Raw genomic sequence first — 14,896 nt, 5'->3', positions numbered from 1 at the left:
TATGACTTTGAGCACTTTACCAGCCCTGCAGGACATCGATTCCCTGGATCCCAAAGAATTCATCATCATCAAAAATGCCCGCGTCAACAACCTCAAGAGCCTGAGCGTGGCAATTCCCAGAAATCAGTTTGTCGTGGTGACCGGGCTCTCGGGTTCTGGAAAGTCCTCTCTCGCCTTTGATACGCTTTTTGCCGAAGGCCAGCGCATGTACGTGGAGAGCTTGAGCTCCTACGCGCGCCAATTCCTCGGCCGGATGGAAAAGCCCGACGTGGAATACATCAAAGGCGTGGCTCCGGCCATCGCCATCCAGCAGAAAGTCAGCACCAAAAACCCCCGCTCCACCGTCGGCACCACCACGGAGATCTACGACTACCTGAAGCTGCTCTTTGCCCGGGTGGGAAAGACCTTTTCGCCCATCTCCGGCAAGGAGGTGAAGCATCACACGGTCACCGATATCGTGGATTACATCCTTTCCTTTGACGAGGGCACCAAAGTCATGATCTCCTGCCCGCTCCAAGTGGCTCGGGGGAGAAAAGTCGAGCAGGAACTGGAACTCTTGCTTCAAAAAGGCTACACCCGCATCCTGATCGATGGGGAAGTATTCTTCGTCGAGGAGCTTTTGGGTGAAAAGAAAGTCAAAAAAGGCGACTACGAAATCCTGATCGACCGCGCCTCGGTGATCAAGGACGACGAAGACAACCAGTTTCGCATCGCGGACTCCGTGCAGACGGCGCTTTTCGAAGGTCACGGCGACTGCAAAATCACCGTGCCGGACGTGGAGACGCGCGCATTTTCCGACCGCTTTGAGCTGGACGGCATGACCTTCGAGCTGCCTTCGGTCAACTTTTTCTCCTTCAACAATCCCTATGGAGCTTGCAAGCGCTGCGAGGGTTTTGGCAATGTGCTGGGCATCGACCGAGACTTGGTCATCCCTGACAAAGACCTCTCCGTCTACGAAGGCGCAATCGCTCCCTGGCGGGGAGAAAGCGGCAAAAACTGGCTGGAGCCGCTGTTGAAAAAAGGCATCGAATTCGACTTTCCAATCCATAGATCTTACAGCGAGTTGACCGAAAAGCAGCAAGAGCTTCTCTGGACGGGCAACAAGTACTTCAAAGGCTTGGATGCCTTTTTCGAAGACCTCGAAAGCAAGACCTACAAAATCCAGTACCGCGTCATGCTTTCCCGCTTCCGCGGCCGCACGGTTTGTCCGGACTGCCGGGGCACTCGACTGCGAAAAGACGCTTCCTACGTCAAAATCGCCGGAAAATCCATCACCGACCTGGTGCTGATGCCGATAGACGAGGCTTTGGTTTTCTTCCAAAAACTCGACCTGCCCGATCACGAAGCCAAAGTCGCCAACCGACTCCTCAAGGAAATCACCAGCCGATTGGAATTTATGGATCAGGTGGGCTTGGGCTATCTGACGCTGAACCGACTGAGTTCCACTCTTTCCGGTGGAGAATACCAGCGCATCAGGCTGGCCACCTCACTGGGATCTGCACTCGTGGGATCTATGTACATCCTCGACGAACCCAGCATCGGCCTCCATCCCCGCGACACCGACCGTCTGGTAGGCGTGCTCAAAACCCTCAAAAACCTCGGCAACACGGTCATCGTCGTGGAGCACGAGGAGAAAGTGATGAAAGCCTCCGACCAGATCATCGACATCGGGCCGGATGCGGGCGTGCATGGGGGAGAGCTGCTTTTCCAGGGGAAAATCGAAGACCTCATCACCTCAGCCAAGACCTATACCGCCAAGTATCTGCGCGGGGAGGAGAAGATTTTTGAAAAGTCCGGCAACCGCAAATGGAAGGACAGCATCACGGTGAAGGGAGCTCGGGAAAACAACCTGAAAAATCTCACCGTCCAGTTCCCACTCAACACGCTCACTTGCGTCACGGGTGTATCGGGCTCTGGAAAGTCAACCTTGATCAAAAAAGTCCTTTATCCGGCCTTGGGCAAAATGCTCGGCACGGTGATCGACGAAGGCGGCAAATACGACCGGATCGAGGGCGACTACAAGCGTATCACCCAGGTGGAATTTGTCGACCAAGATCCCATCGGCAAGTCCTCCCGTTCCAATCCGGTGACCTATGTAAAGGCCTATGACGCGATCCGAAACCTATTTTCCGAGCAATCGCTCAGCAAGCAGCGCGGCTACAAACCGGCCTTTTTCTCCTTCAACGTGGACGGCGGACGCTGCGAAGCCTGCCAGGGCGAGGGCACGACGACGGTGGAGATGCAGTTTATGGCGGATATCCACCTGACTTGCGAATCCTGCAAAGGAAAACGCTTCAAGAATGAGATCCTGGAGGTCAAATACAAGGAAAAGGACATCTCCGAAGTCTTGGACATGACGATAGACGAGGCGCTGGAGTTTTTCAAGGGAAAAACCCAGATCATCAACCGCCTCCAGCCCCTGCAGGAAGTAGGTCTCGGCTACATCGGGATGGGCCAAAGCTCCAACACGCTCTCAGGCGGGGAAGCCCAGCGGGTGAAGCTGGCTTCTTTTCTCGGAAAAGGTGGAACAAAATCAGGAGACCACATCCTCTTTATTTTCGACGAACCGACTACAGGATTGCATTTCCATGACATCAGCAAGCTCCTCCACAGCATCAACGCACTGATCGACCAAGGCCACTCCGTGATCATCATCGAGCACAATACCGAGGTGATCAAGTCCGCCGACTGGGTCATTGACTTGGGGCCTGAGGGGGGAAACAAAGGCGGTCACCTGACCTTTGCCGGGACACCGGAGGACATGGCCAAGGAGGAAGAGAACTACACGGCGAAGTACCTGCGGGAAAGTTTTCTTTGATCTGCGCAAACCCTCCAAGGGTTTATGAACCCTTGGAGGGTTTGAAGGCGGCCAATCAAGGCTAGTTCAGTTTTGGGGGTCAAGCATAACTGAAAATAAAGCGTTATTTTAGCTTAAACCCGAAAGAGATCAGGATCAAATGTTTGACGATGACATACGCTGGATTCAACGCTTTGACAACTTCAGCAAAGCGATAGGCCATTTGGAAAACGCACTCCACATTCCAAGCCCTGACCTCGTACAGAAAGCTGGAATCATCCAGTTCTTTGAAATGAGTTTTGAATTGGCCTGGAACATGCTGAAAGACTATCTTGAGGAGCAGGGTTTTGTGGATATCAAATCACCCAGAAGCGCGATTAAGAAAGCATTCGAAATGAACATTCTGGAAGATGGACATGACTGGATGGACTTGTTACAGGATAGGAACCTGACCGCGCATACCTATGATGAGCAAAAAGCTACCGAGATGGAGCTATTGATTAGGGACAAATACTTCCCCGTTATGAAGGCGCTGCATGACAGCTTTAGAGACAGACGAGATGGAAAATAGATTTGGACTTTCGGATGCGGATCTTGAAGAAATCCTGGACATTTTGAGCAAAGAGGCTCAGGTGGAGCAGGCTTTTATTTTTGGAAGCCGGGCCAAAGGCAATTTTAAGACAGGGAGTGACGTGGATATAGCGCTTAAAGGAGAGGCTTTGGATTTTGACACCCTTAGTCAAATCAGTTACCTGTTGAACGAAGAAACCAATATGCCCTACAAATTTGACGTGCTGAACTATCATACGATCAAGGAGCCTGCGTTGCTTGCACATATTGACCGAGTAGGAGTTCAGGTCTTTCAACGAACCAAGGTCGGGGTAGGCTAGTCAGAGCAATCCTGCGAAAGTTTTCTTTGAGTTGCGCCAACCCTCCAAGGGTTTTTGAACCCTTGGAGGGTTTGAAGCTTTCAATCGCTGTCAGAATTCCTCTCGCCCAATAATTCGGACAATCTCGCAACCTATATTGGGGATCATCCTGAAGTAAATAGTATGGGATAGATACACGCTGTATCTATAGCCCTCCCTCACATGAGCAGCAGAGGGAAATTGGAGAGGGCTTTGGGAGATTCTCTCAAATGAATCATACAATCCGTCGAAATAGTGGTCGGCCTGCGTCTCTCCAAAATTGAAATATCCATAGCGGTAAATACGCGAGAGATCCTCGATGGCCTCTTGACTGAGCACGAAGCTCATTTCAGGCCCGCCTTGATTTGAGCCAACACTTGTTCCTTGGTTTTGCTGGAGTGGCCGCTTTCTTCGCCTTTGATCAATTCCCCGCGTAATGCTTCCAACTGGTCTGCACGCCTCCTCTCCTGACGGATCAGGTCGTTTACCAATTCGCTCTTGCTGCTGTATTCCTTACTGGCAACTTTTTCTTGCAGCCATTTGTCGTTGGGTTCGGTCAGGGAAATACTCTGTCTAGTCATTCCTCTCAGGATCAAGGTGGTGTAAATTTACATCAATTATACGAAAGATTTTCACGACAGACCACAAGTCATTCTCATCTCGACGATTGCAAAAGAACTCGTTCTGCTACAATTTCAGATTTTGAAACTTGCTTCCTTTGCCTATATTCGCAACCACAAACCGGGATCTCGGCTCATCCGCGATAGCTATCGGGAGGTTTTAGAGTACTGGTCATATTGGGATCTTAGCTCAGTTGGTTTAGAGCGCTGCTTTGACAGAGCAGAGGTCATGGGTTCGAATCCCTTAGATCCCACACCGTTAGCTGAAAAAGGCGCAATTTCTAAATAGATCTTGCGCCTTTTTGGTAAACCGGTAAATTTGATACAAAAGCGGGTGTAGCTCAGTTGGTAGAGCGTCAGCTTCCCAAGCTGAAGGCCGTGAGTTCGAGACTCATTACCCGCTCCATGTAACAGGAAGGCGCAAAATGGCACTGCCTTGCGCCTTTTTACTTTCTTCCCAAAAACTCCCGCAAGCCGACCGCTTTTACTTTTTCCGACAGGGGAAAACCCTGATCAACCCTACAAACCACAAAACCTTCTTCGGCCCCCGTGTCCTCCATGCTGATCTGCATGCCTTTGCTCAGCTTGGGAGACAGCGTGTTTTTGATTTCGATGGCCGTCTTGACCACCCCGTTTTTCACCAAAAGCAAGTCACATTCCGCGCCCTGATGCGTTCGGTAGAAGAAGTACTCATAAGCCTCACCGTAGGTAGCCGCAATCTGCTCGATCACAAAGCCCTCCCAAGAGGCACCGATCAGCAGCAGATTTTGCAAAGCCGCCATCGAATCGACTCCGGTCAGCGCATGCAATAGTCCCGTGTCCCGGATGAAAACCTTGGGGGATTTGACCAGCCGCTTTTTGATGTTGTGGTGATAGGGAACCAGCACACGCACCATGAAGGAACCTTCCAGATACTCCAGGTAGCGGTTGACCGTAGGCCGTGTGATGCCCAGCGCCTTGGCAAAGCTCTCCGCGTTCCACAGCCCCCCTTGAGCATTGGCCAGCATCATCCAGAATCGCTCCACCAGCCTCGGATCGGTACTCAGACCGATCTGGGCGAGATCCCGCTCCAGGTAGGTCTTGATGAAGTTTTGCCTCCAGAGCTGGCTTTCCCGTTCGGTTCTTGCCAAAAAGGACAAAGGAAAACCGCCTCGAATCCAGAGTTTCTCGGTTTCGTCCGGCTCGACTTCCCCGAGGAAAAAGGGGGTTAGTTCCAAATAGCCTATCCTGCCAGCCAGCGAATCCGCGCTCTTTCGGATCAAATCCGGCGAGGCCGATCCCAAAAGAATAAACCTTCCCGGCTGCCGCAGCTCGTCGATCAGGCTACGCAGCTCGGCAAACAATTCCGGCATGAGTTGGATCTCATCGAGGATTACGGTCTTGTCCGTGTGGCTTTTGAGGAAAAGCTCGGGATCGACGAGCTTGGCTCGGTCAGAGGCTTTTTCCAGATCGATGTAAAGGCTCTCCCTATCCAGTTTCAGGTTTTTGACCAGCGTAGTTTTCCCCACCTGTCGAGGCCCTAAAAGCCCTACCGCCGGAAAAATCGAGAGATATTCCTGAATCAGGGGAAATATAAGCCTATCCTTTACCATGAAAATCGAAAGTATAATTTACGTATTTCATGGTAAAATAAATCAGATATCTACTCAAAGTCAAGAAGATAGTAGAAAAATACCGCAATATTCACCATGAAAATCGAAAGTTTCATATTCGATTTTCATGGTAAAATCAGATCAGCACCACTCCCTTTCCGACAGCTTCCCGATCCAAAATTGCCTGCAAAGCAGCTGGCGTCTCTTCCAATGAATAGGTCTTGCCCGCGGCGGGAGCCAGCTTTCCCTCCTCGATCCAATCCATGAGTTGCTGGAGATTGGCTTGGTTGGCGGCTTTTTCCATGCGGGAAAAATTCCCCCAAAAAACGCCCACAATTGAGCAGCCCTTGAGCAAAGGAAGATTCATCGGAATCTGCGGAACTGTCCCATTGGCAAAGCCAACGACCAAGTACCGCCCCTTCCAAGCCATACCCCGAATCGCAGTTTCGGTGTAATCGCCACCTACCGGATCAAAGACGACGTCCACGCCTTTGCCGTCAGTCAGTTCCTTGATTCGCGACTTGAGATCCTCTTCAGAATAGTTGATCGCCAGATCGGCACCTTTTTGCTTGCACAGCTCCAGCTTTTCCGCTGAGGATGCCGCAGCGATGACGGTGGCTCCCATGACTTTTCCCAACTCGACAGCCGCCAAACCCACGCCGCCGGCAGCTCCAAGAACTAGGAGAGTTTCTCCGGCTTGGAGATTGGCTCGATCCTTCAGCGCATGAAAAGAAGTGCTGTACGTGTACAGGCTCGCTGCGGCGAGCTGGGCGGAAATTCCATCCGGCAAAGCGAAAACCCGATCCGCGTCCACAGCCACCTTTTCCGCAAAGCCTCCCCATCCGCAAAGCGCCAGCACGCGCTGCCCAACTTGGAATCCTCCCACCTCCGCGCCGAGAGCGATGATTTTTCCAGCCACTTCCCCACCGGGAGAAAAGGGCAATTCGGGCTTGAACTGATACTTGTTTTGGATGAGCAGCAGGTCGGGAAAATTAACCCCACAGGCCTCCACGGCCATCAACACCTGGTCGGGAAGAGGAATAGGATCTGGCGTCTCTTCAAAAACCAAGCACTCCGGAAGTCCGTACGATTTGCAAATAATAGCCTTCATTTTCTAATTGCCACTAAGACCCTAAGGCACAAAGATTTTTTTAAATTATTGGTTTCATTGTCAACGCAAACTATACGATGAACTACGGAAAACCCTCAGATTTCGAAGAAGAAATCGGAAAAGCTGTCGTACATGCGGCTTTCAGAATTCACAAAGAGTTGGGCCCTGGACTTTTGGAACGTGTTTACGAGGTCTGCATGGAGCATGAGCTCAAAAAAGCCGGGTTTGAGGTAGAAAGGCAAGTTGATATCCCAATTCGCTACGATGGTCTATGGTTTCATGAAGGCCTTCGGCTGGACTTGTTGGTAAATGATCGTGTCATCATATAACTCAAAGCCGTGGATACCGTCAATCCAGTTTGGCAAGCCCAAATCATCAGCCACCTTAAGCTCACTAGTTTAAATCTCGGCTACCTGATCAACTTCAACGTACCACTGATTAAAAACGGAATTCAACGCTTCGTCAGCACTTAACCTGATTCAAATTTTTCTTTGTGCCTTCGCGTCTTTGTAGCCTTATTGACAGAAACGCTAGGCAAATCCTTCTGAAAGGGATAATTTTGAGGCCTTTAGAATCATCAAAACACCCAAATATGTCTGCAGCTGCCTTTATCGAAAAAAACAAAGACCGTTTCCTCAACGAACTCCTGGACTTGCTCCGGATTCCCTCCGTGAGTGCCGACCCGAAGTTTAAAAACGACGTCTTTGCCGCAGCCAATTTTGTCAAAGAATCCCTGGAAAAAGCCGGAGCCGATGTCGCCGAGATCTGCGAGACGGCGGGCTATCCTATCGTGTACGGGGAAAAAATCATCGATCCCAGCCTCCCGACCGTTTTGGTGTACGGGCACTACGACGTGCAGCCAGCCGATCCCTATGAGCTTTGGGATTCGCCGCCCTTTGAGCCGGTGATCAAAAAGACCGCCGCCCATCCCGAGGGAGCGATTTTTGCCCGCGGATCGGCAGACGACAAAGGACAGTTTTACATGCACGTGAAAGCTTTCGAAGCTATGATGGCTACCGGCGAACTCACCTGCAACGTCAAGTTTATGATCGAGGGCGAAGAAGAAGTCGGCTCCGACAACTTGGACGCTTTCGTCATCGCCAACAAGGAGCGACTGAAGGCGGACGTGATCCTGATCTCCGACACCCACATGATCAGCATGCAGGATCCTTCGATCACCGTCGGTCTTCGTGGGATGGCCTATATGGAAGTGGAAGTGACGGGTGCCAACAGAGACCTTCACTCCGGCACCTACGGCGGCGCGGTCGCCAATCCGATCAACGTACTCTGCAAAATGATCGCTTCCCTCAAGGATGAAAATGAACATATCACCATTCCGGGCTTTTATGACAAAGTCCAAGAGCTGGCCGAGGAGCAGAGGAAACGTCTCAACGAGGCACCCTTTGAGCTGAAGGAATACCAAGACAAACTCGACATCGAGTCCGTGCATGGAGAAAAGGACTATACGACCATCGAACGCGTGGGCATCCGGCCTACCTTGGATGTAAACGGCATTTGGGGAGGGTATACCGGCGAAGGAGCGAAGACCGTGCTCCCTTCCAAGGCTTTTGCAAAGATCTCCATGAGGCTGGTTCCCGACCAGGATTGGCATGAAATCGCGAAGCTTTTCGAGGACCATTTCAAGTCCATCGCTCCGAAATCCGTGAAAGTAAAGGTGAAAAAGCACCACGGCGGCGCACCAGCGGTCGTGTCTGACAGCTCTGTCGGCTACCGTGCGGCGGAAGCTGCCATGGAGGAGACTTTTGGAAAAAGACCGATCCCGACCCGCGAAGGTGGCTCGATCCCCATCGTGGCTTTGTTCCAAAAGGAACTCGGATCCGACCCGATTTTGTTTGGCTTTGGACTGGATACTGACGCGCTGCACTCGCCAAACGAGCACTATGGGGTGAAAAACTACTTCATCGGCATCGAGACCATCGCGGCTTTCTTCAGACACTTCCGAAACCTCAACCAGCAGTAAGCCATTTTCTTTTGGCAGTCCAAAGAAACCGCTTATCCTTCGACCACTAGAGCTTTGACCGCAATTACCCGATTTTATTCCCCGAGTATCAAGACCGGAGGCCTTTGGCTTCTGGTTTTTCTGTTGAATGCATTTGCCGCCCAGGCCCAGCTCGTCAAGCCGCCGAAGTGGACCTTTACGCTAGAGCCAAAAGCGCTACAAGTAGGCGAGCCCGCCACGCTGATCCTGGAAGCGGAGATCCCCATGGGCTGGTACGTCTATTCCAATGACTTCGACAAAGATCTGGGACCTCTGCTGACGGAGTTCGTACCCGAGGTGTCGGAGGATTTTGCCCTTGCCGGAAAGCTGAAAGCGATCAATCCGAAAAAGAAGTACGAAGATGTGTGGGAGGGGGATGTGACCTATTTCATGGGAAAAGGGCGTTTTGAGCAGCCCGTAACTGTAAAAACCACCAAAGGAACGATCAAGGCAAGCTTGGAATACCAGATGTGCTCTGACCTTACGGGCCAGTGTATCAACTACCAAGAAGACGTAGAGATCGCGTTTACCGCAAGCCCGGCAAAAGTAACTGCCGTCGTTTCTGAGCCTGCCGCTTCTGGATCAGCCACAGAAACTAGTCCAGCTGCTGGAGAAGCAGGACAACAGGAAACGAACACTGACTCGCCCTTTGCCTTGGCAGAGGTATCGGAGGATTCTCTAAGCCAAAGTGTTGACAAATCAGCAATAGATCAAGCAAAGCCTACTTCTTCTGAAAAAACGGACACCGGAGAAGACTTCACAGCCGATGGCGAAAACGAGTCCCTTTGGGGTTTTATGGTCTTGGCCTTCCTGGCAGGATTGGCGGCATTGCTGACACCCTGCGTGTTTCCGATGATCCCGATGACAGTGAGCTTCTTCACGGGTCGGGCCAAATCCAAGGCTCAAGGAATCCGACAAGCAGTCCTCTATGGCGTCTCCATCATCGGAATTTACACCATCGCCGGCACCGCAGTGGCTGCCATCCAAGGCCCCGAGTTCGCCAACTGGCTGGCCACCCACTGGCTACCCAACCTCTTTTTCTTCGGAATCTTCATCTTCTTCGCCTTGGCATTTCTCGGCATGTTTGAGCTGAACCTGCCGTCTAGCTTTGTGAACAAGATCGATGCAAAAGCAGAAAAAGGTGGCTTGGCTGGTGTCTTCTTCATGGCCTTTACGTTGGTTTTGATTTCATTTTCCTGCACAGGCCCCATAGTAGGATCGATCCTCATTTCCTCGGCAGGAGGGGAGCTGGTCAAGCCGGTCTTGGGCATGTTTGCCTTCGGCTTCGCCTTCGCGATCCCGTTCACGCTCTTTGCCATCTTCCCCGAGTGGATGAACCGACTGCCTAAGTCCGGCGGCTGGCTCAACTCAGTAAAGGTCGTTTTGGGCTTCTTGGAGCTCGCATTGGCTTTCAAATTCCTCTCCATCGCTGATCTAGTCTATCACTGGGGTATCCTGGATCGGGACGTTTTCCTCGTGATTTGGATCGTGATTTTTGCGGGCTTGGGACTCTATCTTTTGGGAAAAATCCGCCTGCCGCACGACAGCCCGCTGGAGAGTATCGGTGTTCCCAGGCTGCTTTTGGCCCTGCTCACGTTCATGTTTGTGGTGTACATGATTCCCGGCCTCTTTGGAGCGCCGCTCAAGTACCTCAGCGGATATCTGCCTCCTTTGACCACCCAGCAGTTTAAGATCGGCGAGAGCAGCGCAGATGCGTCTGTGAGCACGAAACCAGTAAAATACGGAGACCTCCTCCACATTCCTTTTGGCATCGAAGGTTACTTTGACTACGAGGAGGCTTTGGCTGCCGCCAAAAAAGAAGGCAAACCCCTCCTGATCGACTTCACCGGACACGGCTGTGTCAACTGCCGCAAGATGGAGGAAAACGTCTGGTCAGATCCTCAAGTGTTGGCGCGATTGAAAAATGATTTCGTCATGGTCGCCCTCTACATCGACGAGCGTCTGGAACTCCCGGAGAGCGAATGGTACACCTCCAGCTACGACGGCAAAGTCAAAAAGACCCTCGGCAAGCAAAACGCCGACTTCCAGATCACCCGCTTCAACAACAACGCCCAGCCGTACTATGTGATCCTCGACCATGAGGAAAAGCTCTTGGCCAAGCCCAGAGGCTACGATGCGAATATTGCGGAGTTTGTCGAGTTTTTGGACGGAGCTAAGAAAGTTTTCAATAACCAATGATCAATTCTCAATGCTCAAGGACCTCATTAGTCGATGAACATTGAGATTTGTATTTGGACATTTAAAGACTAGTACTCACTTTCCAAAAATCCTGGTGTCAAAAGGAAAGTCCACTTGATCTACAATCCTAATCTGCGAAAAGTGCGGATGCTGTGGGTTGATGAGGTAATTGAAATCACCCGGTACGACTGCCGAAGGGACTTTCAGCAGCGCTGACTTTTGCTCCAGGACAAAGACATCACCGATCTTCTGGGTATCGGCAAGGTGTGGAAAGCTGTTCCACCCTCGAGGCAGCCTATCTTTTTCCATTTCGGAAACCGAAACACCTGCAGGGACGTCAATCTCCAGCATTACAAAGTCATTGGGCAGCGTAGCCAGAGAGAGATGCACCACGACCTCAGCCATCGCCAAGGCCCGGCTTTCGGCGCAATAGATGACCTCTGTACCTTTTGAATTCCAGCGGTTGCCAGACATGGCCGCACCCTTACCACTCAGCTCAATGGGATACCTCTTGCGAGCAAGCCGAAAAATCCGCATCAGACAAAAACCCCCTGATCGATGCGATGAAGCTCACTGAGGACGATCTCCTTGCCATAGGAATCACGCAGCAGCTCCAGTGGCTTCATGCCTCCCAGCGCATGGCTAGGCGTGGCCAGCCAAGTAGCAAACTGGTCTTTGGAATCAAAGACATCCATACCCACCGAGGTCACCTCAGCCAGCTCGATGATCTTTTCGGAGTGGATAGTCTTGAAGACATGCTCGGTATCCGCCTTGTAGCGCTGCAGGGACTTGAGGGAAATGTCCAAAAAATCCGACCAGTCTTGGTCCGAAAAAGGCGTGATATCCTTCAAAGACATAAAAAGTGCCTGCGGAATCCCTCTGCGGATGACATTGACGAGAAGCATCTTGTCAGAGAAGAAGTCCCGCCCAGAAAGCTCCCGAGGCATCCTATCCTTGACGAAATATTTGGGAAGACCGACTATGTACTCCGCCATAGCCTCCTCTACCACCATTGTCTTGTCGTCACCTGTCAGCATTTCTCAGAAATTTGTCCTTTAATTTACGACAATTTTCCAAAAACAGTTCATCGTTATCTATTCTTTTTCGCTCAAATCCCTCAATAAATTTCTTCCAAGATTTGTGCTAGCCTCACGCTTGCCGCCAACAGTCGCTCCTCCACGGCATCCCGGGTATCATAGCCGTAGTTGTAGGATAGTTTCTTGTTTTCGGGAAGCTTGTACACCAAAGTGCGCAAGTCCACGGCTTCCTTCAGCCAATCGTCGATAGTCGCATCCTGATAGGCAGCGATCATCGCCGGAGTCAGCCGACGAGACAGCTCGTCCCCGATCTCCGTGTAGCTCATATTCCAGCCCTCGATCATCTCGGTATCCCACACGGAATGAAGATTGGAGTTCCTCCCGAAATACTCCACCCTGACTTCATTACCACCCTTGTCTGTACCCGTGCCCACATGCAGGGGCTGATGGACATCCTCCACGATATGGATGAGCATCTTCAGCTTCTTGGACTCTTCCTCGGCGCTCATATTTCCCTCCTTTAGCTCGGCCTTCAGCTGATTGATCGCCTCATAGGCATTTCCCCCTTTTTCCTGGATAGCGGCATTATATTCCCCGTGCTCACTTGTCAGGTAGTGCCAGGAATACAGGTGGTCGTAGGCTCGATCTGACTTGATCTCGTCCATCCAGGTCCCGCTTCGGCCGAGAGACATAGGACCTAGCACTTGGTTCACCCGCTTCAGCGTGGATCTTTTAAGCTGCTTTTGGGCCATATAGCCGACCACATAGTGGCCTAGCTGACCCCAGGCAAATACACTTTGGGAAAAGGAAAGACCCAGAACCAGGGCAAGGGCGAGCGTGACGGTTTTTTTCATATCGGAAAATAAAAAAGCGAAGATAAATCTCCGCTGTCAGTTACGAGTTAAGGCTAGGTTACGCTTTGGAGAGTTCCGACACGGCGAGCCAAGCCATCAGTCCGCAGCCAATCTCCAGGGCATCCTCTTCGATGTCGAAGGTCGGGGTATGGACTCCGGACACGATCCCCTTGGCTTCGTTTCGGGTGCCTAGGCGATAGAAGCAACCATCGATCTCTTGGGAATAAAAGGCGAAATCTTCCGCCGCCATCCAGATATCCAGATCGAGGACATTTTCCTCACCCAGGTATTCCTTGGCCGCTTCCATGGACCGAGCCGTCAATTCGGGATCGTTCTTGAGAAAAGGATAACCTTTGCGAATCTCAAAGTCCAGCTCGCCTCCCATACCCTCCACTATTCCGTGCGCGATTTGGAGCATCTTCTCATGGGCCTTGGCTCTCCAGGGTTCATCCAAGGTTCGGAAGGTCCCCTGGATCTTCACCTCGTTTGGGATCACGTTCGTAGCGCCCAGAGCCTCAACCCGTCCAAAAGACAGAACCGAAGGGATCTTGGGATTGGCCACGCGGCTCACGATCTGCTGTAAAGCGACGATCATGTGGGATGCGATCAGCACTGGATCTATAAAAGTCTCTGGCATGGCGCCATGGCCACCCTTTCCCTTGACGGTGATATAGAGCTCATCGGTGCTCGCCATGTAGATGCCGGGGCGAAATCCCACTTTTCCCGCAGGGATAAAAGGCATCACATGCTGGCCGATGATACTTGCTGGTCGCGGGTTTTCGAGGACTTTGTCCTTGATCATCAGCGACGCCCCACCCGGCACGAGCTCTTCCCCGGGTTGGAAAATAAGCTTGATCGTCCCTTCAAAGTCGTCTCTCACTTCATTCAAAATCTTGGCTGCCCCCAGCAAAGACGCCGTGTGTGCGTCATGTCCGCAGGCATGCATCACCCCTGGATTTTGGGACTTATAGGGCACTTCGTTTGCCTCGATGATAGGCAGCGCATCCATGTCTGCCCGGAGTGCGATGACTTTTTTGTCGGGATTTTTTCCCTTGATCAAAGCCGCCCATCCCGTCGTCGCCTTCTTCTCGATTTCGGTGATCCCGACTTCCTTCAGCTTTGACTCGACAAATTCGGCGGTCTTAAACTCCTGAAAGGAAAGCTCCGGATTGGCGTGGATATGCCGCCGGTTGGCGATGACTTCTTCTTTGTAGGCGTTGGCGAGGGACTTAATTTTGGATAGGAGCATTGGGGTCTGTGGTAGGGGCGACGTATTCTTTTCGCTGAAATCTATCTTGGATGATTCGGGCGGAGGGAAACTGGCCTTTGATCTGCGAAAAAACCTTCTGCGCCTCGATCTTATAGGTGTATTGGCCGATTTTCACCAGGTAGCGGGGCTGATGGTACTGCATTTCCGGATTAAGCTCCGGAAAATACATCTTTAGATCATCTTGCGTTTTGAATGCCTGGTTCCTGTCGATTCCCGAAAAAACCAACACAGTGTAGCCGCTGAAATAGGGCTCGGAGAGGTTTTTCTCGGTCAGCCTGCGCTGCACTTCGTCCAGCTGTCCATCCACTGCCTGCACGGAGCTGACGTTCGTCTGGGCGGGGCCTTCTTCCTGTCGGGCGTTGAAATCGGGATACTGGGGCAGAGAACCACTGAGATCCTCCTGATAGGTAGAATAGGCAGCGCCGCCACCATCCGATGAGGAGCGCACCAGGCTTTTACAAGAGAAGACTGCCAACAACACCCCAAGTACCCAGCTGTTTTTCATTGCT

14 protein-coding genes, 2 tRNA genes and 1 pseudogene are annotated in these 14,896 nt (G+C 51.7%); 8 read left to right on the top strand and 9 right to left on the bottom strand.

The features are described 5' to 3' along the window. Position 1 precedes the first annotated feature (1 nt). The 3 genes from uvrA to J0A68_RS02515 all read left to right on the top strand — a co-directional run bounded on the left by uvrA (position 2) and on the right by J0A68_RS02515 (position 3,687). Positions 2–2,818 carry an excinuclease ABC subunit UvrA gene (gene uvrA / locus J0A68_RS02525; RefSeq protein WP_206576609.1) on the top strand — a complete coding sequence of 939 codons (2,817 nt, stop codon included), beginning with the start codon at positions 2–4 and terminating at the stop codon, positions 2,816–2,818. Positions 2,819–2,957: 139 nt separating this feature from the next. Further along, positions 2,958–3,368, top strand: coding sequence for a nucleotidyltransferase substrate binding protein (locus J0A68_RS02520; RefSeq protein WP_206576608.1), 411 nt, complete (start codon positions 2,958–2,960; stop codon positions 3,366–3,368). Then, positions 3,334–3,687, top strand: coding sequence for a nucleotidyltransferase domain-containing protein (locus tag J0A68_RS02515; RefSeq protein WP_317195081.1), 354 nt, complete (start codon positions 3,334–3,336; stop codon positions 3,685–3,687). Before J0A68_RS02520 ends, J0A68_RS02515 begins: the two co-directional genes overlap by 35 nt. 90 nt (positions 3,688–3,777) lie before the next feature. Here J0A68_RS02515 and J0A68_RS23095 read toward each other — a convergent pair whose 3' ends face one another. Next, positions 3,778–4,053 (bottom strand): type II toxin-antitoxin system RelE/ParE family toxin, encoded by a 276-nt coding sequence (locus tag J0A68_RS23095; protein ID WP_206576606.1) that lies wholly within the window; start codon positions 4,051–4,053, stop codon positions 3,778–3,780. Further along, the gene (locus J0A68_RS02505) at positions 4,050–4,286 is read right to left on the bottom strand and encodes a ribbon-helix-helix domain-containing protein (RefSeq protein WP_206576605.1); all 237 of its coding nucleotides are present in this window, start codon (positions 4,284–4,286) and stop codon (positions 4,050–4,052) included. Before J0A68_RS02505 ends, J0A68_RS23095 begins: the two co-directional genes overlap by 4 nt. Positions 4,287–4,504: 218 nt before the next feature. Here J0A68_RS02505 and J0A68_RS02500 point away from each other — a divergent pair. Together J0A68_RS02500 and J0A68_RS02495 are read left to right on the top strand one after the other, a co-directional pair. Continuing rightward, positions 4,505–4,579 (top strand) — tRNA-Val (locus J0A68_RS02500). A gap of 76 nt (positions 4,580–4,655) precedes the next feature. Next, positions 4,656–4,731: transfer RNA gene (locus J0A68_RS02495), tRNA-Gly, on the top strand. 40 nt (positions 4,732–4,771) lie between these two features. Here the strand turns inward: J0A68_RS02495 and J0A68_RS02490 are convergent. Then, a complete protein-coding gene (locus J0A68_RS02490) occupies positions 4,772–5,917 on the bottom strand; it encodes an ATP-binding protein (RefSeq protein WP_206576604.1) in 1,146 nt (381 codons plus the stop codon). Between the two features lie 136 nt (positions 5,918–6,053). Next, positions 6,054–7,028, bottom strand: coding sequence for an NADPH:quinone oxidoreductase family protein (locus J0A68_RS02485; RefSeq protein WP_206576603.1), 975 nt, complete (start codon positions 7,026–7,028; stop codon positions 6,054–6,056). A gap of 77 nt (positions 7,029–7,105) precedes the next feature. Here J0A68_RS02485 and J0A68_RS02480 point away from each other — a divergent pair. The 3 genes and pseudogenes from J0A68_RS02480 (at position 7,106) to J0A68_RS02470 (ending at position 11,226) form a co-directional block, all read left to right on the top strand. Next, positions 7,106–7,501: pseudogene (locus J0A68_RS02480) on the top strand (GxxExxY protein). Between the two features lie 119 nt (positions 7,502–7,620). Further along, entirely contained in the window at positions 7,621–9,009 is a 1,389-nt protein-coding gene (locus J0A68_RS02475; RefSeq protein ID WP_206576602.1) for a dipeptidase, read from the top strand. A 63-nt stretch (positions 9,010–9,072) separates the two neighbouring features. Beyond that, a complete protein-coding gene (locus J0A68_RS02470; RefSeq protein WP_438839565.1) occupies positions 9,073–11,226 on the top strand; it encodes a protein-disulfide reductase DsbD family protein in 2,154 nt (717 codons plus the stop codon). Positions 11,227–11,301: 75 nt separating this feature from the next. Here J0A68_RS02470 and J0A68_RS02465 read toward each other — a convergent pair whose 3' ends face one another. From J0A68_RS02465 to J0A68_RS02445, 5 genes are all read right to left on the bottom strand, one after another. Continuing rightward, the gene (locus J0A68_RS02465; RefSeq protein WP_206576601.1) at positions 11,302–11,763 is read right to left on the bottom strand and encodes an RES family NAD+ phosphorylase; all 462 of its coding nucleotides are present in this window, start codon (positions 11,761–11,763) and stop codon (positions 11,302–11,304) included. Next, the gene (locus J0A68_RS02460; protein WP_206576600.1) at positions 11,763–12,263 is read right to left on the bottom strand and encodes an Xre family toxin-antitoxin system antitoxin; all 501 of its coding nucleotides are present in this window, start codon (positions 12,261–12,263) and stop codon (positions 11,763–11,765) included. The genes J0A68_RS02465 and J0A68_RS02460 overlap by 1 nt, the downstream gene beginning before the upstream one ends. Positions 12,264–12,343: 80 nt before the next feature. Continuing rightward, positions 12,344–13,117 (bottom strand): S1/P1 nuclease, encoded by a 774-nt coding sequence (locus tag J0A68_RS02455; protein WP_206576599.1) that lies wholly within the window; start codon positions 13,115–13,117, stop codon positions 12,344–12,346. Positions 13,118–13,175: 58 nt separating this feature from the next. Next, positions 13,176–14,366 (bottom strand): M20 metallopeptidase family protein, encoded by a 1,191-nt coding sequence (locus J0A68_RS02450; protein WP_206576598.1) that lies wholly within the window; start codon positions 14,364–14,366, stop codon positions 13,176–13,178. Beyond that, on the bottom strand, positions 14,347–14,892 hold the full coding sequence (locus J0A68_RS02445) for a hypothetical protein (RefSeq protein ID WP_206576597.1): 546 nt from the start codon (positions 14,890–14,892) through the stop codon (positions 14,347–14,349). Before J0A68_RS02445 ends, J0A68_RS02450 begins: the two co-directional genes overlap by 20 nt. Positions 14,893–14,896 lie beyond the last annotated feature (4 nt).

The sequence above is a fragment of the Algoriphagus oliviformis genome, assembly GCF_017254915.1.
Taxonomy (GTDB): domain Bacteria; phylum Bacteroidota; class Bacteroidia; order Cytophagales; family Cyclobacteriaceae; genus Algoriphagus; species Algoriphagus oliviformis.
The sequence above is the reverse complement of the archived record's forward strand: the minus strand, read 5'-3'. Positions and strand labels throughout refer to the sequence as shown.